This window comes from Flavobacterium anhuiense (assembly GCF_001705175.1).
In the GTDB taxonomy this organism is placed as follows: Bacteria; Bacteroidota; Bacteroidia; order Flavobacteriales; family Flavobacteriaceae; genus Flavobacterium; species Flavobacterium anhuiense.
The window spans coordinates 1,856,495-1,882,622 of the sequence record NZ_CP016907.1; the positions used below are offsets into that span (position 1 = coordinate 1,856,495).

Here is a 26,128-nt window from a genome sequence, read left to right on the forward strand (position 1 = left end):
AACGTTAGTTTTTAAGTTTTTTTTAAGGAAATTTTTTGAAAAAAAAAATCATTACGGTTGTAATTTAAGTTAATTTATATATTTTTGTTTTTATCAACAACCAATTATAAAATAAGAATCTATGAAAGGGAAAATTATTCTATTTAGTGCTTTTTTTATCTTAACTACTGCGGCTGTTTCTGCACAAGCTAAAAACGCACCGAGAAGTATTATCAGTACAACTGCTCTTATCCGAAAATACCATGATCAAAAAGAATTAAGTGGTATGCAAAAGGGTGAACTTTTGGAATTATACATCGAGCGTATTAAAGTATTAGTTAAAACTCTCCCTTACATTGCTTTGGTTACAAAACCTGGAGTTACTATGGCTGACCTTGGTATTCCAGACGATAACGAACACAAAAAAGTATTAGATGCTCAGGCAGTAGGTACATCGACATTTTTGGATACAACTGTAGAATTCCAACGAAAAATGATGCCTTACTCTGATAAAGGAAATCTAATTGCTGCAATTTTGTTCTACGAAAGTACATTGAAATCATTACACGAGTTCAACGATTTGAACGAAATGTAATAAAGCATTTTTTAAAATCTTTTTTGAAAAGTCTAAGTGAATACCAGCTAGGCGTTTCAAGAAACAAAATAAAAGAAACTCACTCTCGAGGGTTCTGAAATCTCAGAAAACCCGAGAGGAGTTTTTACATTTGCGCATACCCAAATTTATTATTAACCGTAATACCCCCTTATCATGAAAAAAATTACTCAATTAATCTGCGTTCTTTTGACGGTTGCGAGTATGAATGCTCAACAAGAGAAAGGAATTATGGGCTACACTAATTGGTTAAATAACTGGACCGAGTTTAAGCCTAATAAAGTTGACTATGGAGAAGCAAACCAAATTTTGGCAGGAAACATTTCTGTTAATACTAAATTGCTGAAAAAAAATATCTACGTTCTGCAAGGAAACGTTTATGTTACAAACAATGCTGTTTTAACTATCGAACCTGGAACTGTAATTATTGGTGATTTCGAAACAAAAGGAACATTGGTAATCACAAAAGGAGCACAATTAGTGGCTGATGGTTTAGAAACAGATCCAATTGTATTTACTTCAAACCGCAGCATGAAAAAAGCGGGAGACTGGGGTGGAATAGTAATCCTTGGAGATGCGCCAATCAATAAATTTGGAAATGTAGGTTCTTATAACTTAGATCTTGATCCTACAATGACTACTTATGGTGGAGACAATGTAGCTTCTAACTCAGGAATTTTAAGATTTGTTAGAATCGAGTTCGCTGGTAAAAAAGTAAAAGGAGCTGATACTTTCAACGCTTTAACTCTTGCTGGTGTTGGAAACAAGACCGTACTTGAAAATGTAATGGTTAGTTACGCTGGCGGAGATTCTTTCGGAATCTTAGGTGGTGATTTAAATGTTACAAAATTTGTTTCTTATAAATCAGTTAATGATGACTTTAAATTCTCTCAAGGAGTTCAGTGTCGTTTCTTCAACTCTTTAGCAGTTAGATCTTCTTACTTCTCAAGCACTAAAGACGGATCTCGTTGTATGGAGGTAAGATCTTTTGAGAAGAAAAGTGAAACAGACTTCACTAAAAAACAAACTTTAGTTGTTGCGAGCAATATTACAATGGTTAACGACAGTGAAAACATTAATGCTGACATTCAAGCAGGTTTAGTAAAAGAGGCTGTATATGTAGCTGAAAATGCTTCTCTTGAAATGAAAAGAAGTGTAATCTCTGGATTCAACCCTGCAGTATTATTAGATAGCAAAACTGAAATCAATGATGCCAACCTTAAAAAAATCAAATTTGAGGAAATGTATTTTAACTTATGTAAAGGAAACATCTTTACTGAATACAATTCTAATAACGAAGATTTAGAAAGCTGGTATGGAAACAGTGTATTCTTTAACGTTTACTCTCAAAGTGACAACAAAGAAACATTCATTGATATCTTCAATCCTAAAAAACCAGATTTCAGACTACAATTAGGAAAAATCACAGCTTCTAGCGGTAATAGATAAATAGTTTCGATTTTTATTTCCCACGCGTAAATTTTATTAATTAAGTCCCCAGACACAATTTATGTATCGTCTTAAGGGCTCAAATAAAGATCAAGACATAATGGTATCTACGAAAAAATATTTTTTATATATAATATTTTTGGTTTCGCCTATATCGTTAACTCTATATGCACAGAATACAGCAGAAAACCCTACTAAGGCTGCTGTTTCTGAGTGTGGTTTAACTTTGGCTAATAATAACCAAAACAACACTAATAATGCTGTTGTAGAAAACGGCAAATCAAGTAATTTAAATCAGTCTATAGTAGGGATGTCCACCCCCAAGGATGGCCTTACTATAGCGGCTGAGTCAAATACTGTATCTAATGATTGTGAGGAGAACTCAACACTTGCAGCAACTTCAATTATTGCAAAAGAGGTAATTGAAAATTACAAGTATGATTTCTCTGAAACAGTTATAGATATCTTGTTTTTTGAGCGTATAGATCTAGCAAGAACACGCACTATATGATTCAAAAAATTACTTTATCTTTTTTTAAAGTTTTAATATTATTTAGCATTCTACTATTTGCTAGATCGAATTCCTATGCCCAAACCATAGTTCCTCAAACATTTGATGGATTAGAGAAGCTTTGTGCTGGTAATTCGTTTAACGAATTTTATGCTACTTTTAGTTATATAGATTTTCCCGCAGGTACTACCTTCGTAGTTGAGCTTTCAGACGCTGCGGGAAATTTTACTTCTCCAGTTGCAACCACTCTCCTTCAAACTATTGATGTTTCTGCAACCCAAAAAACAATTAAGTATGCAGTTCCGACAAATTTAATTGGTTCTGACACTTATAGCCTACGAGTAAAAAGCTCAACAGGCGTTACTAGTACAAGATTTAAAAACTCTTTAGGGAATACTTCTTTTCCTGCATACTTCAAAACATACGAGTCATCTTTCTTTATCAATAATAAGAGTGATACAGCAATGTTATGTTCTGGAGGAAGTTTAACGCTTTCTGTTAGTGCAGACGCCCCATCTCCAATTGACATTCCTAATATCAAATATAAATGGTATAAAGATGATGTCCTTATTACAGGACAATCGTCTAAGGAGATAGTTGTTAATAGTACAGGAAAATATTATGCAGAAATCGATTATGGCCAATGCTCTGACGTTAACTTTAGCTCTAACCGTGTTAATGTAACGTCATCTAGTAGTGGATCTGGAGTAACGATCAATTCTAGTCTAGGAAACCCTTTTTGCGCTAATGGTACGGGAACAGTTTTAACGGCCACTTCAGGGAATAGTTATTTATGGAAGAAAGATGGTGTTACTATCGCGGGAGCTACAAGCCGTACGTATTCTACAAATGAATCTGGTGTTTATACTGTAGAAGTCGATTTTGGCGGATGTAAAGCCACAGGATCTATCAATCTTCAAAGCAATGGTTTTCAAGCAAGCATTGATGCCCAGGATGGATACAAATTAAGCGAAGGCGAAACTATAACGGTTAACGTTACAACAGACGCTTCTGCTCCTACTTTTGAATGGTACTTAAACGACAATTTAATTTCGGGAGAGACAGGAAGTTCTTTTGTTATTTCAGTTAAAGGGAATTATAAAGTAAAGATTTCTCAAGTGTCTGGCTGTGTAGCGAGCAGAGAGTTTTCATTTAGAATAAATGGCGAATCTGGTCCAACAAGTGTTATTCCTAATATTATAAAATTAAGCGGAATGAATCCGTATTGGAATATTCCAGATGAATATAAAAATGCAAATACAAAGGTAATGATCATTAGTTCAAACGGAGAAATGGTTTTGGATGTAGTGAATTACCAAGGCGATTGGCCTCAAAACAATATAGATTTTAAAAATGTTAATCCCGTTTATTACTATGTCATTCAAGGCGATGCAGGTGAAAAAAAAGGATCAATAACTGTTATAAAATAATATGAAGAAACTTTTACTATTCATCACGTTATTTTACGGTTTATCAAATGTACTCTATTCTCAAGACGCTTCTGAGGATGGAGTTGTTTCGTTTTCATTACCCATTAGAAATTCGTTAAAGTTTAATAGATACTTAATTAACCCAACATTCAGTTTTGTTAGAGAATCAAACCCATACGCAAGCTTTTATAATAAGAGACAATGGGTGCAGTTTGAAAATGCTCCACAGACGTATTTAGCCAATTATTCTGGGCGATTTAGAGAAAACGAAGCATTTGCTGTTGGTCTATTTCAACAGAATTACGGATTAATGACTGTTTTTGGTGGAGTTGCCAACTTCGCTCATAACATTGTTCTAGAAGAAGCAAGCAATTTGACTTTTGGTTTAAATGTCGGAATTTATCAAAGTGGTATCAATACTGGAAAAATCATATCAGATGATTCTACAATTTTAACAGGAGATTTTCCAAAAAGCACATTGCTCACAGTAAATCCTGGGATTAATTATGGTACAGAATTTTTAGATTTCGGATTAGCAGTTAACAATTTAGTGCTTTATAATTTCGGATCTGGAATGGTAAAAGAAGATCCAGAAAGAGCTATTCAGCTACACGCCATGTATACTGGCTATATTGACAGTTATGGTTTTTTTGATAGAAGTAAATTCTCTGGAATTGTTAGAACAGAAATCAAAAAAGATAAAACAGTCATTTCTGGACTTGCTATGCTGGCACTTCAGCAAGGAGTTTGGGCACAGGCTGGATATAATACATTATATGGAGTTTCTGCAGGTCTGGGAGTTAACATTACTCCGAGTATTGCTATCGAATATAATTACGAAAGAGGAATGGGCAATTTCTCTAATCTAGGCGGTTCTCATGAATTTGCAATTGCCTATAAATTCAAAAACAGAAATTACTATTATGGAGATGACGATGAAGGATCTCTTGTGGATCCGTCAAAATCAAAACCAGTTCCAGCTAAACCACAATCGGAGGCAACTCAGGTAAATAGAGCAGAAATTGCTGAAAAGAACAGATTAGCGGCCGAAGCAAAAGCAAAAGCTGATGCAGAAGCAAAACAAGCAAGACTTGCTGCTGCAGAAAAAGTTAAGGCAGATGCGGAGGCAAAAGCGAAAGCCAAATTAGAAGCCGACAATAAAGCAAAAGCAGATGCTGAAGCCGCTGCAAAAGCAAAACTAGAAGCCGACAATAAAGCTAAGGCTGATGCTGAGGCAGTTAAAATAAGATTAGCAGCAGAGGAAAAAGCCAAAGCAGATGCTGCAGCTGCAGCAAGAGCACAAACTGCAGCCGCAAACAAAGCTTTAGCAGAAACACAAAAAACACAGGCACAATTAGCTGCTGATAAAGCTAGAGCAGATGCAGAAGAACGCAGAATAAAACTAGCGGCTGATAATAAAGCAAGAGTAGATGCCGCAGCAGCCGCAAGAGCACAAGCCGCAGCAAATAAATCTGGAGCAATTGCACAAAAAACTCCAGAACAGCTAGCTGCAGATAAAGCACAAGCTGATGCAGAAGCATTAAAAATAAAATTAGCTGCTGATGCTAAAGCTAAGGCGGATGCCGAGGCTTTACAAGCAAAAGTTGCAGCAGCAGATAAAGCAAAAGCCGACGCAGAAGCTGCAAAAGCAAAAGCTGCAGCGGCGAATGCAGCAGCGCCGACACAACAAAAAACAGCTGCACAGCTTGCTATAGAAAGAGCAAGAGCAAATTCAGAAGCTGCAGCAAAAATGAGACTAGCAGCTGCTGAAAAGGCAAAAGCCGACGCTGAAGCGGCTAGACAAGCGAGATTAGCCGCTGCAGAAAAAGCAAAAGCTGATGCAGAAGCTGCGAGATTAAAATTAATTGCAGACAATAAAGCAAAAGCTGACGCTGCCGAAGCAAAACGTAAAGCAGATGCAAAAGCAAAAGCAGAGGCTGCCGATATGCAGTCAATATTAGCGGCAGATGCAAAAGCAAAAGCTGATTCAGATGCATTGCAAGCAAGGTTAGCGGCCGAAGCAAAAGCTAAAACTGCAGCCGAAGCTAAAACAAAAGCATCAATTGATGCAGCTAATAAAGCTAAATTGGCGGCAGACGCAAAAGCAAAAGCCGCAGAAGAGGCAGCGCTTAAAGAAAAGTTAGCGGCAGAAGCAAAGGTAAAAGCTGACGAAGAAGCGAGACAAGCAATTATAGCGGCAGAATTAAAAGCAAAAGCTGATGCAGAAGCATTAAAAATAAAACAAGCAGAAGAAGCTAGACAAGCACAATTAGCAGCTGAAGCAAAAGCAAAAGCCGATGCAGAAGCACTTCAAGCTAAACTTGTAGCAGATGCGAAAGCCAAAGCTGACGCAGAAGCAGCGGCAAAAGCAAAATTAGAAGCCGAAGCAAAAGCCAAAGCCGATGCAGAAGCAGAAAAAGTAAGATTAGCAGCTGAAGCAAAAGCAAAAGCCGATGCAGAAGCAGAACAAGCAAGACTAGCAGCTGATGCAAAAGCAAAAGCTGATATGGAAGCTTTGCAAGCTAAATTAATTGCAGATGCTAGAGTAAAGGCCGATGCAGAAGCTACAGCAAAAGCAAAAGCCGAAGCAGAAGCGAAAAAATTACAAGAGGAAGAAAATGCACGTCAGGCAAAATTAGCAGCAGAGGCAAAAGCCAAAGCGGATGCAGAAGCACGTCAGGCGAAATTAGCAGCTGAAGCAAAAGCCAAAGCTGACGCAGAAGCAGAAAAAGCAAGATTGGCAGCTGAGGCTAAAGCGAAAGCGGATGCAGAAGCATTACAGGCTAAACAGGCTGCAGAAGAAAAAGCAAGAGTAGAAGAAGAAGCACGTCAGGCGAAATTAGCGGCTGAAGCAAAAGCCAAAGCTGACGCAGAGGCAGAAAAAGCAAGATTAGCAGCTGAAGCAAAAGCGAAAGCGGATGCAGAGGCATTACAAGCCAAACAAGCTGCAGAGGAAAAAGCAAGAGTAGAAGAAGAAGCACGTCAAGCTAAATTAGCAGCCGAAGCTAGGGCTAAAGCCGATGCCGAAGCTCTTCAAGCGAAACTTGCAGCTGATGCCAAAGCGAAAGCTGATATGGAAGCTTTACAAGCAAAATTATTAGCTGATGCAAAAGTAAAAGCTGATGCAGAAGCTACTGCAAAAGCGAAAGCAGAAGCCGAAGCGAAAAAGTTACAAGAAGAAGAGGCACGTCAAGCTAAGTTAGCAGCAGATGCCAAAGCGAAAGCCGATGCAGAGGCATTGAAAGCCAAACAAGTTGCTGAAGAGAAAGCAAGATTGGAAGAAGAAGCTCGTCAGGCAAAATTAGCAGCAGATGCCAAAGCGAAAGCAGATGCAGAGGCATTAAAAGCAAAACAAGCTGCTGAAGAAAAAGCAAGATTGGAAGAAGAAGCTCGTCAGGCTAAATTAGCAGCAGATGCCAAAGCAAAAGCTGATGCAGAAGCACTTCAAGCGAAATTGGCGGCTGATGCAAAAGCGAAAGCCGATATGGAAGCTGAACAAGCAAGACTTCTGGCAGAAGCAAAAGCTAAAGCTGACGCTGAAGCTACAGAGAAGTTGAAAGCTGAAGAAGAAATAAGACGCTTGAAAGAGGAAGAAGAGCGTCAAGCAAGATTAGCAGCTGAGAAAGCAAAAGCTGATGCAGAAGCAGCAGCGTTAGCAGCCAAAGCGAAGGATGATACTGGAAAAGCTATTGAAAATTTGACTCAATCGGTTGAAGGTACAAGTAAAGTACAAACAGATTTATTAGATCAATTTAAAGCTACAGTTGCGAATAAGCAAAAAGATTTGAATGATTTAAAAGAGGAAAACGATTTAAGTGAAAAAGGTATTTATAAAGAGCCAAAACCATTTAAGAGTGTAGCGGCAGAAAACAGTCAGATAGAGTCATTAAAAGTTCAGATTGCTGATGCAAATAACAGTATGAAGAATGAGATTGCAAAACTGACAAATCTTTATAACGAAAGGCTTAAAAAGTTCCCTAAAGATGATCCTTTGAATAGAGCATATCTTGAAAAGATTAATGAGTTGAAAGCGGCTCAGTTGAAAATGGAAAGAGAAGGAGCAGCTTTAATTGCCGATTTAGAGCGCATTAAAACAGAGACTGAAATTGAGCGTAAACGTAGAATTAAGCGTGCAGCTTATGAGAATGATGAAGGAAGATATGCACAGGACGTTGCGGCTCTTAAGAGAATAAAAGAAACAACCAAGCTGAGCAGCACACCTTTAAAAGCAAGTGATTTTGACTTTGGTGAAGAGCAGTCAAACATGCAGATTATTAAGAATATTAAAAATTCTGATAGTGGATATTATATGATTATTGCAGTTCATAGTAGTGTAGAGAAACGCGATGAGTTCTTAACTAAAGCTGTTGCTGCAGGACGTTCAGATATTAATTTCTTTTACAACCTAGCTACGAGTAAATATTATATTTATTATGAAAAATTCGACGGTTTGCAAGAAGCTACCAAAGCATTGGAAGCTAAAGGAAATAAACCATACAATGGCAAAATGGCTATTGTAAAAGTGGAAAATTAGAAAAATATTAGATTGATGTGGCTTCTTTGAAAAAAGAAAATCAACATAAAGTAAATTTTAAATAAAGAGTATATGCTGTTTTTAAATGCCCCTTTAAAAATAGTCGTTAAACTGAAACCATAGAAACATGAAGAAACCTACTACTTTAAAATTAGTTTTAGCTGTATTGCTTTGTATTCAAAGTTTTGTTATTCACGCTCAAAAGAACTTTACCCCTCGTTTCGATACGAGTTTAAAAGGTGATATGCTTTTGATCGGTAATAATATTTTGAATAGAGATAACAATAGGGATGACGAAAGAGCAAATGACGCGTACAATGTCTATAATCGGAATAATAATGACCTTCAGATGTATTATGTTGATGTTGATAATGACAACAGTACATTTAGTTCTAGTTCTGCTACGTTAAGTATTCCTAGCGGAAGCAGGGAATGTTATAAAATTGTCTACGCAGGACTTTATTGGGCAGGTATTTACAGCCAAGGATCTATAGATAATAAAACGGTTAATAGAAGTAATTTAGGTTCTATTAAAATTAAGCTTCCTAATCAGGCAGCTTATACTGATATCAGTGGGCAGTTAATTTATGATTATTATCCTTCTAATTCAAATGGTTCTCAAATACCTTATGCTTACTATTATGATTTAACTTCATTAGTACAAGGTTTGGCAAATCCTGAGGGAGAGTATACTGTAGCAAATATTATTTCAGCACAAGGGAACATTAATGGAGGTTTTTCTGCAGGATGGAATTTATTTGTGGTATATGAGGATCCAAAATCTTCAGCTAAATATATTACTACTTTTGATGGTTTCAGATGGATTCAGGCAAATAGCAATGCTGTTACCTATACTATTTCTGGGTTTAAAACGATTCCGACAGGAACTGTAAAAGCAAAATTAGCATTCGCAGCTTTAGAAGGAGACGTTAACTTACCGGGTGATAGGTATTCTATCAATAATACCGATATTTCTACAGCAGAACGTCCGGTAGATAACTTTTTTAACAGTACTATTAACGATACTAATGGACCGTTTACAAATAGAAATCCGGCCAGTGGAAATACTTTAGGTTTTGAGGCAGGTATTTTGAATGTTCCGAACCCAGCGAATAGACAAAATCCAGGAGGAAGTGTCATTAAAAATAATGATACCTCTGCGACATTAAAACTTACCACAAGTGGGGATGGTTACGGATTGTTTTTTAATGCTTTTAACGTTGAGATTATCGAACCAAAGATTGTCTTAACCAAAATTGTAAAGAATGCTCAAGGAGTTAATATTGGTGGGCAAAATGTAACATTAGGCCAACAATTGAATTATGAAATTGGTTTTAAGAATACAGGAAATGATAATGCTACTTCGTTTACCATTAGAGACCAATTGCCTATAAATATTATTTTTAATTATCCTGCAGATATTGTTTCATTACCATCAGGAGTAACTGTTCAAAGCTACAATGCAGCTACAAGAAATATTGTTTTTAAGGTTGATAATAATGTGGTTAAAGTTGGAGATCCAGAAAAAGTGATTAGCTTTAAAGTTCAGGTTGTTCCAGATTGTCATATGTTGAGTGAGGCTTGTTCTAATAGTATTGACAACTCTGCATATGCAACTTACAAAGGGACACAAAATACAGCTTTTACAATTTCTGATGATCCGAGTGTTAATACGAATACAGGATGTATCTTAATTCCAAAAGCAACTAACTTTTTAGTAGGAGTTGATGGATGTAAATATACCGACAATGTAACACTTTGCGGTGAAAGCATTAACTTGACTGCAGCAAACGGTTATACTGATTATACATGGTACAGTGATGAAGCCCGCACACAACTGATAGGAAAAGGACAAACACTAAATGTAAAAAATCCTGGTACTTATTACGTGTACAATTTGGCAGCAGCTCCTTGTAGATCAATTTATCAATCATTTGTTGTTACCAGATTTGGTAGTACAGTAGAAAATCCTGTAATACCTTTTGCAGATCAGGTAGTAACATGTTCTAATGATGGAAAAAAACTTCCTAATATCTTTTTATGTGGAGGAAATGCTTCTAGAGCAATTACATTAAATATTTCAGATGCAAATAGTATTGTTTGGGAGAAATTAAATGAATCAAGCTGTACGGCAGTTACGAATCAAAATTGTGCCAACGAAAGCACTTCTTGTACTTGGACTACAGTAAAAACAGGATCTACTTATAATGCAAATCAAGCTGGACAATTCCGCTTAACATTAAATTATGCGGGAGGGTGTTTCAACCGCTTTTACTTTAATGTATATAGCAACTCATTAACACCAACAGAAACTCATAAAGATATTATTTGTGGGGCTCCTGGAAGTATTACAATCGGAGGTGTTCCTGCAGGATACGAATATGCTATTAGCACAGATCCAAATGGAACTCCAGGTGCGTATCAGACTAGTAATGTATTTCCGATTACAAGTCCAAATTCCTATACCGTTCACATTAGACAAATTGGTGTGACAACTAATCCTTGTATTTTTACTGTTCCAGGTATTTTAATTAGAAGTAGAGATCTTAGTATTTCAACGACTGTAACGCAACCAACATGTAAAAATGATAAAGGAAGCATCAAAGTTGGGGCACAAAATATTGATCCTCAATATTACTATTATATTTATACGAGTGGTGGAACTTTAGTTAATAGTTTCGGTCCAACTTTAAATTCAGATTATACATTTGCAAATTTATCATCTGGAGATTATAGGATTAGAGTTACTAATGGAGCAGTTGGATCTACTCCAGCTCCATCTTGTGATAAAACTGTTGATGTAACAATAAATCCAGTTCCAGCAGGTTTAAATCCAACAGCGGCATTAACGGTTCCATTAACAGCGTGCTCAAATGGTAAAATTGTTGTGACAACAACAGGTGGAACTGCGCCATATTACCATTTTATAAATGGTTCTTCTACATTCCAATTATCAAATGAAATTGCCGTAACTGGTCCAGGTACATATGATATTAGAGTAGTTGATGCAAACAACTGTAGCGGAACAACATCTATTACAGTAAATGCAAATCCAAAACCTACTTATACTGTTACAGCAACTGAAATTAACTGTAGCGGTGGCACTTCGCAAATAAATGTAAATGTTACTAATGCTAATGGATATACTTTGCAATATAGTATAGATAATGGTGCAACATTTAGTAATAATCCAGTATTTCCAAATGTTACTGCAGGTACTTACAATGTTGTTGTACGTTATACAATGTCAGGCGTAACTTGTACTGACCCAGCAACTCCAATTACAATTACTCAACCAGCAAATGCTTTATCTGCATCAGCGGGTGTTTCTGAATTAGCAGGATGTGACCCTTCTGGAAACGGATTTGGTAAAGTAAGAATTACAAACCCACAAGGAGGAACACCTCCATATACTTATAGTTTTGATGGTGGTGCAAATTATGGAACTTCAAATGAAGCTTATGTTGCACCAGGAACATATACACTTTATATTAAAGATTCAAAAGGCTGTATCTATAGCATGCCAGGTGTAGTCTTAGATCCAAAACCTGCCGATCCAACTATATCTGTTGCCCCACCAGTTTTTAACTGTAACGGAACAGCAACTAGTACGGTTACTGTAACAAGCGGCGGAGGTAATAACTACGCTTATGAGTATTATTTAGATAATGTAAAGAATACCAATACTCCTCCAAATGTCTTTGTTAATGTTCCTTCAGGATCTCATACAATTTCAGTAAAATATAATTTAACGTCAGTACCGACTTACAGTAATTTATTAATTGAAGATTTTGGTTCAGGAGGTACAACAACCGCTCCTGGTATTGCATCAGCATACTGTTTCAATGACCAGAGAGTTAACCCTCCTTATACTTGTTCATTAAATGGAACGCCAACTCGTTCTGTAGAAGATAACCAATATTCTGTAACAAGTTTCTTCTGGAGAAATGATACTGCTTGGTACCACTTTAAAGATCACACTTCAAATGGAGCTGATGCAAATGGAAGATATTTATTAGTAAATATTGGTTCTGCAGCAGGGCCTTACGGGATTTTATATAGTAAACCAATTATTGATGTTATACCAAATCAGCCAGTAATGGTCGATTTATATGTTGCCAACTTATTAAATACGGGTGTCAGTGGTGCAGCTCCTATCGTTAGATTTGAATTAGTCAATTCAGCGGGACAGGTTGTAGCCACTCAAGATACTGGTAAAATTGCGGAGGCGGCTAACGATCCAAACAGAACTAAATGGGTGCCTATTAACATCTCATTAAATCCAGGAAACAACACCAATTTGACATTTAGAATTCGTTCAGGAAGCACAGATTATGCAGGAAATGATATAGTTATTGATGATATTTGGGTTCGCCAAATTCCAAAGTCATGTATTACTCAAAAAGATTTCCCAATTGTAATTGATAGTAATAAAGCTTTTACAGTATCTGAGCCTGTTATTGATAATTTATCATGTAGTAATAGTTCAGATGGACGTATCTCTATTGACGTTGCAAATTTCAATACAACTACAGGATACAAGTACTCTTTAAATAATGGTACAACTTGGAACACAGCTACAGTTTCTCCTCTTGTAATTACAGGATTAACTGCTGGCACCTATAGAATTATTGTGAAAAGTGATGATGCTGGAACATGTTCAAGCTCTTTCACTAAAACAATTACAGCTCCAGTTGCTCTTACAACTACTGCAAACGTAACGGTTCAGCCAACTTGTACTATGGGGGCTTCGATTACTGCTACAGCAAGTGGTGGGACTCCAAATTATAAATATGAGCTTCGTCGTACTGATGGAACTGTTGTAGTTGGTTTCCAAAATAATAATGTATTTACAAATGTAGCTACAGGTAATTACGTGGTTGTAGTACAAGATGCAAGTTCTTGTTCTTCTCCAGCTTCAAGTGTTGTGTCAGTTGTCGCTCCGCAAATTCCTACAGCAACATTAGCAAGTAGCTCAGATTTGTGTTATGATACAACTAATCGTGCAACTCTAGTAGTAACGGCTTCTGGTGGTAAAACACCTTATTCATATAGTTTAGATGGAGCGCCAGGTCAGCTTTCGAATACGTTCACAAATGTTGGCCCTGGAACACACTCAATTGTTGTAACAGATGCTAATGGTTGTACTGCTCCTGCAATATCTAATATTGTTATTGCTAACGAATTAAAAGCAGAAGGAAAAATTACCAAACCATTAGACTGTATTACAAATAATGCAGAAATAACAATTACAGTTACTGGCGGTACAAGTCCATACACTTATGCTGTAGCAGTAAACGGAAGTACTACTTATACAACTATTCCATCTAATGTTTATACAGCATCTTCTGCAGGAAGTTATGTTTTCAGAGTAACAGACTCAAAAGGATGTATTGTATTTACTGATGCAGTTGTAGTAGATCCTATTGCAAATCCTACAGTTACCGTTTACTCAACCCAAATTACATGTAATGGTTTGACAAATGGTAGTGTGCAATTAGTAGGTGCAGGCGGTTCAGGTGGATATCAATACAACTTTAATAATGCAGGTTGGTCATCAACATCTTTATATACTAATTTAAGCCCAAATATTGATTATACCTATTTGGTTAGAGATAGTAAAGGTTGTACTTCTGCTATTGGTACAATACGATTAACTCAGCCAACTGCTTTATCAGGAACAATAAGCGCTACAGAACTTCAGTGTAATGGTACAGGCACTACACCTGCAGTTGTTACTGTTAATGGTGCTGGAGGAACAGGTGCTTATACTTATAGTTTCAATGGTACAACCAATTTTACCAGTACAAATACATTTTCTATTTCTACAGGAGGTGTGGTTACAGCATATATTAGAGATGCCAATAATTGTCAATTCGGACCATTATCAGTAACAATTAATAACTTAGACAGAATTACAGGCATTACCATAACAGATAGTGGATACGATTGTTCTACAACTCCTCCTGGAGGTCACGTAAACATTGCCGCAGTAAAAACAGATATTTCTGCTCCAATTCGTTTTCAGATAATTTCTGGACCTGCTGGATATAATAGTGCTTCAAATTCTGATGGTGAATTTAAATCGTTAGCACCTGGTAATTATGTTTTTCAAGCAACAGATATTAAATCTGGCTGTTCTTTCACAGTACCTTACACTGTAAAAGGGGCTCCAGATATTGTAGCTACTGGTTCAGTTTTGACTAATATTCAATGTTACGGCGGAACAGGAACGCTTCAGTTTATAGTAAACGGCGTTAAAAATAGAGGTTATGATTATGTTATAACAAATGGCGGAGGAACAATTATTCAGGAACAAAAGAATGTTTCTGAAACAACGACAGTAATAAACGTTACTGCTCCTCAGCCAGCAGGTACATATACAATTACAGCAATAGATAGATTAACAAAATGCCAGTCTACATTCTCGGTTACACTAGCTCAGCCAAGTTCGTTGGTTAGTTTTACTGCAACCGCATCTAATATAAACTGTAACAATGATAATTCGCAAATAACAGTTACTGCGACAGGCGGTACTCCAAACTATACTTACGCTTTCGCGAAAAGCCCATCAACGGTACCATCATCAGCTTATGGGAATAGTGCTATTTTAACAGTAGATACAAATTCTGGAGCTGATTTAGTATGGGATGTTTATGTTAAAGATAATAATGGTTGTACTGCAAAAAGAACAATTACAATTTTACCAGAAAATGTTCCAACAATTGATACGCCTGCATCACAATGTTATACAGGTTCACCAATTAATATTACAATAACAGGTACTTATATAGGAACTCCAACTTTCAGTAAAGATGGAATTTTCTACCAGCAGTCACCTAACTTTAGCTTAACTCCTGGAACTTACACTTTACATTTAAGAGATGGTTTTGGTTGTGATGCTCAGACTACTTATGTTGTAGCACCTCAATTAACTATTACTCCGACAATTGTACCAGATGCAACTTGTACGCCAAATACCACAATTAGTTTATCATCTTCTGGCGGTACAGGAACTCGTAGCTATCAGGTTTCATTTAATGGAGGAGCATACACTGCAACTACAAGTCCTTACGTGGCAACAGCTGCAGGAACTTATAAATTTAGAGTAAGTGATTCTGCAAATCCAGTTTGTTATGCAGAAACTGCTGACATTACAGTTACATTAAAACCAACTACATTAACAATTACAACTGCTAAAGTTGACGTTTTATGTAATGGAAATAATACAGGATCAATTACGATTACACCAACATCAGGAAAAGCTCCTTTTACTTATAGTGTAACAAGAGGTGGGACTTCAGTTTCGACTACAGCTACAACTACTGGTTTAACAGCAGGAACTTATGATATCTTAGTTACAGATGCATTGGGCTGTACTTCTGCTGCAACTTCGGTTACAATTTCTCAACCGACAGTATTAGATACAAATGCTACAGCAACAAGTTTCAAGTGTGATACTAATAATGCAAAACAATCTGCATTAGTGACTATTAATATTCCTACCGCTCCAACAGCTGGAACGGCTCCATATACATATAGTTTTAACAATGGATCATTTACATCGTCTAATACCTTGACAGTTGTAGATAATGGTAATGATCAAACTATTTACTATGCTGTTAAAGATGCGAACGGATGTATAATGCCAACAAAATCTATTGTTGTAAACAAACTTAACCCTCCAGTAATTGTTTCTGTTAATGCGAGTCTAATTTATTGTGCTCCTGTTGCTAATACTACAAGTACAGCAACAATTACACTTAAAGCATTAACGGGTATTGCACCATTCGTATACGAAATTGTTTCTGGTCCAACTTCGGCGCCATCAAATACAACAGCTTCATTTAGTAATTTAACGCCTGGAAATTATGTATTCAAAGTAACAGATGCTAGCGGATGTTACGATACATTCCCATTAAATATTCCTCCGGCAAAACTTATGATTGCTTCGGCAACTAAAGTAAATGATGTTTACTGTAATGGTGGTTCAACAGGATCAATTCGTTATAATGTAAGCGGATTTACGGGTACTTATAGCTATTCACTAAATAGTGGAACGCCAGTTACTGGTCAAACAGCTCCTGTATTTACAATTTCTAATTTAGCTCCAGGAACATATACTGTTGTATTTACAGATGAGACTACACGTTGTGATGTTACAACAGCTACTATTACAATTTCTCAGCCAGCTGCGCCACTTTCTGGAACGGTAGCTTATGTTAATGCAAATTGTAATATTTCAACAGCTAAAGTAACTATTACAGCTGCTGGAGGAACACCTGCATACCAATACTCATTCAGTAATAGCAGTACAGTTCCAGGAACTTACGATACAGCAAATTCAGCTAATTTAAATCCAGCGCTTACTTGGTACGCTTGGATTAAAGATTCAAATGAGTGTACGGTAACTTTACCATTAACTTTAGTAACAGACACTGCTCCAAATGTGACTGCTTCTGTTGCAAATCAATGTACAGCTTCAGGAAATACATTCCAAATTGTAGCTGTAGGTTCAAATGGAGTTGCTCCGTATACTTATTCGATTAATACAGGTGTAACACCAAGTCCAGCAAATACTTTTACAGTATCAGCAGGTACTTATACTATCACTGTAAAAGATGCAAATAACTGTACTAATACAACAACAGTTACAGTTAATGCTGCCATGATAGCTGAGGCTATTTTAACAAAAGACTTAACTTGTTCTTCTCCAACAGATGCTACAATCGCAGTTTCTGTAACTGGTGGCGCAGCGCCATTTGGTTATAGAGTTAAAGTTGGTGCAGGTGCTTATACTGGTGCGCCGATTGCTTTTGCTGGAACTTCATTTATTTACACTACATCAACTGCTGGTGTATACCAATTTGAAATTACCGATGCTAATGGCTGTCCAGTACAAACAAAAACAGCAACAGTAAGCGATTATGTGCCAGTCGGTGTTACTATCGTAAAAGTTGACCCAACATGTAACGGTTCTACTGATGGTACAATACGTTTTACAAATCCAGCGGGACAATCGCCATTTCAATATAGTATAGATAATGGAGTTACTTTTGGTAATTTAGCTATTTATGGTGGTTTAGCTTCAGGAACTTATAACTATGTTGTAAGAGATGCTAAAGGATGTGAGTACCGTAATAGTATTACCTTAAATAACCCTCCTCCAATAGCAATGAATATTGTTATTCACGGAATTACTTGTAACTCTACTACTCCAGGTAGCCTTGATGTAAATGTTGCATCTGGTGGAACAGCTCCTTATGTTTATCATTTGTATAATAATGCAATGACAGAGATTGCTACTTTCACTGCAAATGCTGCAAATGCTGCAATCGCTCATAATTTCCCAGGATTAAATTTTGGTGACTACTATTTAAATGTTGTTGATGCAAATGGGTGTGAATTTAAAAGCGGTAAATTAAGAATTCAACCACCTCCATATCTAACATTAAACGGAACGGTAGTTGGTGCTACTTGTGCTGACGGTATTTCTGTAGAAGTTGGTGTATTTGGTGGAACAGGTGTTGCTCCATTTACATATACAATTTATGGTGTAGGAACAACTTCTGGTGTAACTCCTGCAACTTCTTATACATTTACACACTTAGATCAGAATACAAATTACGTTTTTGAAGTTGTGGATGCTAATGGATGTCCATCTTACTATGAGATGAAAACTCCAAAAATCTCTAATCTTGAGATTAATCCTTTAACTACTACTAATGTAACATGTAATGGTGCTGCTAATGGAATTATTAATTTCACTGTATCTAACTATAATGCGACAAGATTAGATTTTGAAGTTAGAGATAACTTAACAAATTTAGCAATTGTACCACCAGTTAACGGATCAGCTACTGGTTTAACAGGTGCAGCGTATAACGGAACTCTTACAGGATTAAAACCAGGAAATTATTCTCTTTATGTTAAAGAGTTTGATGGAACATTATGTTCTACTACTGAAGTTTTCCAAATTACACAGCCAGCTCAACCGCTTGACGCGAGTATAACAAGTAATGTTAATGCAAACTGTGATGATCCAGCTCAAGTAACTATTAGAGTTACTGGAGGTACAGGACCTTACACATTTGCTTCAGCAGTTGCTCCAGCTACTCCATCAGTTTTTGCTTCTGGAAACGTATTAAGTTTAGATCCAGGACCAACAGGTGCTGATGTAAACTGGAATATTATTGTTAAAGATGCTCAAGATTGTGAATTCCCATTAAGCGTAACAATTGCTAAAGATCCAAGCCCAGAAATTAGCTTAAGTGTAGCTAATAACTGTGCGGCTGAAGGTGCCTTTGGAGTTGTTGTTACTGAAACTGCTGCAGGAGTAGGACCATATTCAATTAAAGTGGATACTGGAGTATTTGTAAGCATTCCAGGATTGCCATATACAGTTACTAATTTAAGTTCAGGATCTCATACAATTACCATTAAAGATGGAAATGATTGTACAGATACTGAGACTATCAATATTAATGCGCCATTAAAATTAACTCCAGCAATTACGGCATTGCCAAGTTGTGTGGTTAACAACGGTGTAGTAACATTAACTCCATCTGGAGGAACGAACTCATATAGTTATAGCATTTTGCCAATGCATCCAAGTATTGTAATTTCAGGAAATACAATTTCTGGACTTAGAGCAGATACATATACTATTACAATGACCGATAACGGAAATCTTTGTACTACAACAGCAGAAGTAACATTACCAGCAGGTACTCCTGTAACATTTGATGCTGTCGTAACTGATGTTTCTTGTTTTAACGGAACTAATGGAAAAATTGAAGTTAATTTATTGCCTTCAAATGATAATCCAACTTATACATATGCAATTTCGCCAATGCCAGTTGGATATGTACAAACAGGTAATGTATTCTCTAATTTGCCACAAGGAGTGTATGATATTACAGTTACATCTGGTAGAGGTTGTACTTTAACAAAACCGTATACTGTTGGTCAGCCAGCAATTTTAGATGCTACTCCTGCAATTACAGCTTATGGATGTAATGCAAGCAATGCTACTCAGCCTGCGGTTGTAACAATTACAGCAACTGGAGGAACATCACCATACAGATTTAATTTTGACGGAGGTGCAACATACTATACTGATAACACAACTCAGGTACCAGTTAGTACATCTGCTCAAACAGTAAATTATTATGTTATAGATGCTAATGGATGTCCATTTAATGGTAGCGTTGTTGTTCCAGCATATCAACCATTAACTGATATTACATTTGCATTAACGACAGCCCCAATATGCCCGACAAATGTGGCTGATGTTACTTTGACTGTAACAGGAGGATATACTCCTTATGCGAAATATGAAATTATTTCGCCAATAACATTAGATAACGGAAACAATGCAGTTTTCACTGGATTAGCTCCTAATACTTATTTATTTAAAGTAACTGACAATAATGGTTGTTCAATTGAAAGACCTTACAAAGTTGAGCCAGTTATTCCAATTGATATTGTTGCTACATCGTCAACTAATGTGAGTTGTAACACTGCAAACGGAACGGATAATAACGGTACAGCTACTTTCACAGTTTCAGATTTTAGCGCAAGCGGAAACTATAATATTGTAGTAACTACTAATCCGGTTGGTTTATCTTACAATGCTCCAACTGTTGCGGCAGATGTTATTACATTAACAGGTCTTGAAGCAGGAACTTATACAGTTACTGTTAGTGATATTACAACGACTTGTTCAAAATCTGCAGATGTCACTATTACAATGCCGGCTCCAATCGCATTTACTGCGACAGCAAGCAAAGTATTCTGTTCTGATGACGAGTCTGAAATAACAGTTACAAATGTTACGGGTGGAACATCAGCTTATACTTATGCTGTGGTTAAAATAGGAGATCCTACGCCAACAGTATTTGGAACAAGTTCAGTTTTAACTGTGGATACTAACTTAACAGATCTTTCTTGGGATGTTTATGTACAAGATGCAAATCTTTGTATTGCAGGACCAATAACAGTTCCTGTTACATACAATGCAGCTCCAAATCTTAATTTACCAGCTCAACAATGTTTTGTTGGTGCAAACTTAACAGTAGATTTAAATGCTTTATCCACAACTTACAATGGTGTAAAATCATTTACAGTTAATGGCTTAGCAATTACAGGAACTACAGCTACGTTTACAGCTGCGGGAACTTATAAAATTATTTTAACTGACGATAACGGATGTACAGATGAAGTAGACTATATCGTTCAACCACAATTAATCGCAAGTGCTTCGGTAACTAAAGATCTATATTGCGCTGCTCCAATTGATGCAACTATTGATGTTGAAATCAGTGGAGGTGTAGGACCTTATACATATCAAATGTATCATAATGGAGCTGCTACGGGACCAGTAACAGGTGTTGCCGGAAACTTTACAGCTTCTGTGTCAACAGACGGTGATTACTATTTTGTAATTACAGATAGTAACGCGCCAGCATGTTCTGTAACAACTACTACTGTAACAGTTAACCCAACAGTAATTCCGACACTTGCTCAATCACAAATCAATGTAAGCTGTTATACATTTAATGACGGAAGTTTAACTGTTGTTCCAACAGGTGGTCGTCTTCCTTATACATTTGTATTGACAGGACCAATCGTTAATACGACTGGAGATGCAACAGGAACTTACACAGGATTGATTGCAGGAACATACACTGTAGTAGCAACTGATTCTAAAAACTGTGCTTCGGCGCCAGCAACATTTGTAATTAGTGAGCCAACTGAATTAACAGCTATCCATGCAATTACTCCAAATACAACATGTAGTACAACTACTTCCATAGTTGTAACTGCAACAGGCGGTACTACTGACTATAGATATAATTTCAATGGTCAAGGTTATGACACAGCTAATACTTTCTCAGTAGTTAATGATGGATCAATTCCTTCTATAACTTACACCGTGAGAGATGCTAATGGTTGTGAAACTGCTCCAGTAACAGTACCAATTGTACCACTAAACAAACCGACAGATTTAACATTCAGTGCATCTGTTGTGACTTGCCGTGCTACAACTAGTACAGTTGATGTAACTGCGACAAATGGTGTAGGGGCTTTAACATTCGAGATTATTTCATTTAACGGAGCTCCAGCAGCTTATGCTCCAGTGAATACTGCAGATAATACAGTAGCAGCTACCTTTACAGGTTTAGTTCCTGGAGATTATATGTTCAGAGTAACAGATTCTAACGGATGTACTTACGAAGAATTATTACCAATTGCACCAGTTACAAATATTGTTGTAAATGGTCAGACTATTGCTGATATGACTTGTAATACAACAAATGACGGTCAAGTAACTTTCACAGTTTCAGATTTTGCTGGAAGTTATACATATACAATAGATAAAGATGGTACTAATTTTGTTCCATCAACATCAACAACAGCGACAACCATTCCTTTAACAGGTCTTGCTTTTGGTCAGTACACGATTAACATTACAGACAATGCAACAGGTTGTACAGCAACTTCAATGGTAGAAGTGAAACAACCAACGGTAGTTACAGTTAATTTAGTAGATAATGTAAATGCAAACTGTAAGACAGGAGCAATAGTAACAGTTCAAGCTAGTGGAGGAACTCCAGGTTATGTCTATTCATTCGTTCATGCTGGTGACCCTGCTGGAGCATTTGACGCATTAGCTACAAGAGAGTTAGATGCAACTGTACCTGCATGGGATGTTTATGCACAAGATGCTAATGGATGTATTTCTTCTCCATATAGAGTGAATGTCATTATTGACCCACTTCCATCAGGATTTACAGCAGTAGCTGTATCTCAATGTCCAAGTGCTACAGGAACTTACGATATCGTAATTACACCAGGAACAGGTATGGGACCATTCCAATATAGCATTGGTTCAGGATTCCAATCAGGACTTACATTTACGGTAAGTGTTCCTAAAACATATGATCTAACGGTAAGAGATAAATTCGGATGTGAATTTGTATTCAACGCGGCGGTAACTATTTTAGCACCGTTGGATATTACAAATACTATTGTAGCCCTACCAACTTGTGCTGATAGAGACGGAAGCGTTAGTGCAACAGCTACTGGTGGTACAGGTAATTATAGTTATACAATTGACGGAACAACTACTGTAACAACTACTCCGGCTATATTCGCTGGTTTATCAGTGGGTTCACATACAATTGTGGTGACTGATTTGACAACAACTTGTACAAAAGATGTAACATTTAGATTAGAGCCTGCAACTCTAGTAACAGGATTTGATGCAACATCTACACCTGTAACTTGTAACGGAGGAAACAACGGTACTATTACAGCTACTTTAGATGCTCCAAGTGCAGGGGTTAATGATAATCCAATTTACACTTATACATTAACAGGAACGACTGTTTTAGGAGTTGCTGTAAATAGACCAGCACAACCAGAGAACGTATTCGAAAATCTTGAAGCAGGAAGCTATACTGTTACAGTTACTTCTGGAAGAGGATGTTCTGATTTTAAACTTGTTCAGGTTATCGAACCGGCATTAATTGTAGTTCCTAACCCAGCAATTGCTCAGTACGGATGTACTTCTGATAATACTAGCAATTTTGCAACAATTACAATTAGTGGTGTTACAGGCGGTTCAGGAACTTATATCTACGAATTCATTAGAAATGGTGCAGTAGTTTATAAAGGTGATAGAAATGTTTACACAGAAACCGATTATTTAGGTGGATCATATACAGTTAATGTTTATGATAATAACGGATGTATTGGTTCTAATGCTGGAACGTATGTAATTAATCCATTTATTAGTTTAGATGATATTACAATTAGTGTTACAAATGCAATAACTTGTACAAATAATGAAGATATTGCTGTTACAGTTGCCACAACTGGAGGAACACCAGCAAATCTGCAATATGCTATTACGGATGCATCTGGAAATGCAGTAGCAGGTAATCCAAATAATGCAACGGGTATCTTTACTAATTTATCAATTGGAAATTATATCATAAGTGTAACAAATCTTGATACAAATTGTACAATTAAAGAGGTTCACTACGTTAATGATCCAAATACTTTTGAAATTAAAGCTGTACCAGCAAGTGCACAAATTTGCTATGGAGCAGCTGACGGTCAGGTAACATTAACTTTTGTTGACAGACAGCCAACTCCATCAGACGAGGCAGGTGCTTTTAGTTATGTAATCACAGGGCCAGTTTCTAGTACAGGAACTACAACAGGAGCTGTAACTACAATTTCTAATTTAACTGCTGGTCAGTATACAGTTAGTGCGACCTTAATCGGAAATCCTTACTGTACAGTTACAACATTATTTACAATTGAGCAACCTTCAGCGCAATTAGCGGTGACAACAACTCAAGCAGATATTACTTGTAACCCAGGTAATAATGACGGTGAAATATATGCTTCTGCAAATGGCGGATGGGATAATAATTACCAATATCAGTTAGTTCTAAATGGTGCAATTGTGGTAGATTATTCTACTCAATATACTTTCACAGGATTATCTGCAGGTACATATACGATAAATGTAAAAGATGGTAAAGGTTGTATTGCTACAACAACTGCAACATTGGTAGTTCCATCTCCAATAACGTTTACTGCTACTCCGAGCGCAACATTATTATCATGTTTTGGTGATAAAACTGCGACAATAACAGTTTCAGTTCCAACAGGAGGACAAGGAAGCAATTACATGTACACATTAAACACTGTGATTGGAACACAAACTATATCTTCAGGTCCGCAATCATCGAATATTTTTGATGGACTAGGTGCGGGTACTTATTCAATAAAAGTAACAGACGGATTTAATTGTGAGGCAACATCTGCAAGTATTGTTATTACAGAACCAACAGAAGTTATTCCTAACTTAATTTTGGCTTCTTCACAAACTTGTAACGTACAATCGATGCTTACATTAAGCGCAACAGGAGGTGTAGGTCCATATAGCTATAGTACAGATCCTAATTTTGCAACAAATTTGGGTACATTTAATTCATCTGTTACATTCTCTGTACCAGTAGGAACTTACCAATACTATGTGAGAGATACTAATAACTGTGTAAGTTTTGTTTCTAATGAAATCAAAATAGATCCTTTGGTTCCTTTGACAGTAGATTTAGATATTACAAATGCAATTGTAAAATGTACTGGTGAAGCTACAGGAGTAATTGTTGCAGAAGCAAAAGGAGGTTTAGGAAACTATAGTTATACTTTACAGGATGCATCTGGAAACCCAATTCAAGGGCCTCAAAGCAACGGAAGATTTGAAAATCTTTTAATAGGAACTTATAAAGTAAAAGTAGACAGCGGAGATTGTAGTAGTACTTCTGTTAATGCTGTAATAACTGAACCTGCAGCTGCATTGATAGCAACATTTACACCGACGAATGTTTCATGTTTTGGTGAAAATAATGGTAAAATCGTAATTACAGCGAGCGGAGGAACAGGAGTTATTAAATATGCAATCTCACCAGATTTAAATCAGTTTGATTTCATTACAACATTTGATAGACTTGCTCCAGGAACTTACACAGTAATTGCCCAAGATGAAAACGGTTGTTATGTGAGACAAGATGTTGAAATTACACAACCTAATCCGGTTATTGTAACAGAAGTTCCAAACTCTATGATTCCTGAAGTGTGTGATGGAGATAAAGATGGTGCATTCAGTATTGAAGTTAAAGGTGGTACATTACCTTATAGCGTAAGTTTAGATAATGAAAAAGGACCATTTACTCAGGGTACAGCTACTCAGACAATATTTGATTTCACTAATCTAGCTGGAGGAACACATACAGTATATGTGAAAGATGCAGAAGGTTGTATAATTGAGTTTGTAGAAAACATGCCAAACGCAGTAATTCTTAATCCAACTGCTGAGGTAACATATGATTGCGTTAACAATACACAAGCCAACATGGTAGTTGTAACAATTGATGCTTCAATTACGAACCCAGCAGATGTTGATTATTCATTAGATAACAATGGAGTATTCCAGCCAAGCAACATCTTTACAAATGTTCCTGCTGGTGATCACTTCATCGTTGCAAGACATACTAATGGTTGTGAGGTACCAACTCCAATCTTTACTGTTAATGCAGTTGCGGAACTTGGTTTAATCGACATCACAAACCAAAGCAAAGACATCAACACAATTGTTGTACAAGCTTCTGGAGGTGTTGCTCCTTATGAGTACAGCTTCAATGGTGAACCATTCTCATCATCTAATAGCTATAGAATCTACAAAACGGGAGATTATGTAGTTATCGTAAGAGATAAAAATGGTTGTGAGAAAACAATAACAGTTCATGGTACATTCTATGACTTCTGTATGCCAAACTACTTTACACCAAATGGTGACGGACAAAATGATACCATTGGTCCAGATTGTGGTGCGTTAGCATACAAAGAGTTAACATTCGATATTTATGACAGATATGGTAGAGTAGTAGCGAAATACCGTGTTAATGGAAAATGGGACGGAAGATATCATGGAGACGAATTACCAACAGGAGATTACTGGTATGTTCTTAAACTGAATGATCCAAAAGATCCGAGAGAATTTGTTGGACATTTCACATTATACAGATAAC

Annotated in this window: 6 protein-coding genes; all 6 read left to right on the top strand. The window is 36.7% G+C overall.

Going from position 1 to position 26,128, the window contains the following annotated elements:
• Positions 1–121 precede the first annotated feature (121 nt).
• The 6 genes from BB050_RS07975 (at position 122) to BB050_RS08000 (ending at position 26,127) form a co-directional block, all read left to right on the top strand.
• A complete protein-coding gene (locus BB050_RS07975; protein ID WP_008465732.1) occupies positions 122–574 on the top strand; it encodes a hypothetical protein in 453 nt (150 codons plus the stop codon).
• Between the two features lie 174 nt (positions 575–748).
• Positions 749–2,041 carry a hypothetical protein gene (locus BB050_RS07980; protein WP_008465730.1) on the top strand — a complete coding sequence of 431 codons (1,293 nt, stop codon included), beginning with the start codon at positions 749–751 and terminating at the stop codon, positions 2,039–2,041.
• 100 nt (positions 2,042–2,141) lie between these two features.
• Positions 2,142–2,552: a hypothetical protein gene (locus tag BB050_RS07985; RefSeq protein ID WP_236940432.1), complete on the top strand. Its 411-nt coding sequence runs from the start codon at positions 2,142–2,144 to the stop codon at positions 2,550–2,552.
• Positions 2,549–3,982 carry a gliding motility protein SprC gene (sprC, locus tag BB050_RS07990; RefSeq protein ID WP_066033208.1) on the top strand — a complete coding sequence of 478 codons (1,434 nt, stop codon included), beginning with the start codon at positions 2,549–2,551 and terminating at the stop codon, positions 3,980–3,982. Before BB050_RS07985 ends, sprC begins: the two co-directional genes overlap by 4 nt.
• A 1-nt stretch (position 3,983) precedes the next feature.
• On the top strand, positions 3,984–8,516 hold the full coding sequence (locus BB050_RS22220) for a PorP/SprF family type IX secretion system membrane protein (protein ID WP_066033209.1): 4,533 nt from the start codon (positions 3,984–3,986) through the stop codon (positions 8,514–8,516).
• Between the two features lie 127 nt (positions 8,517–8,643).
• Entirely contained in the window at positions 8,644–26,127 is a 17,484-nt protein-coding gene (locus BB050_RS08000; protein WP_066033210.1) for a T9SS type B sorting domain-containing protein, read from the top strand.
• Position 26,128: the final 1 nt, after the last annotated feature.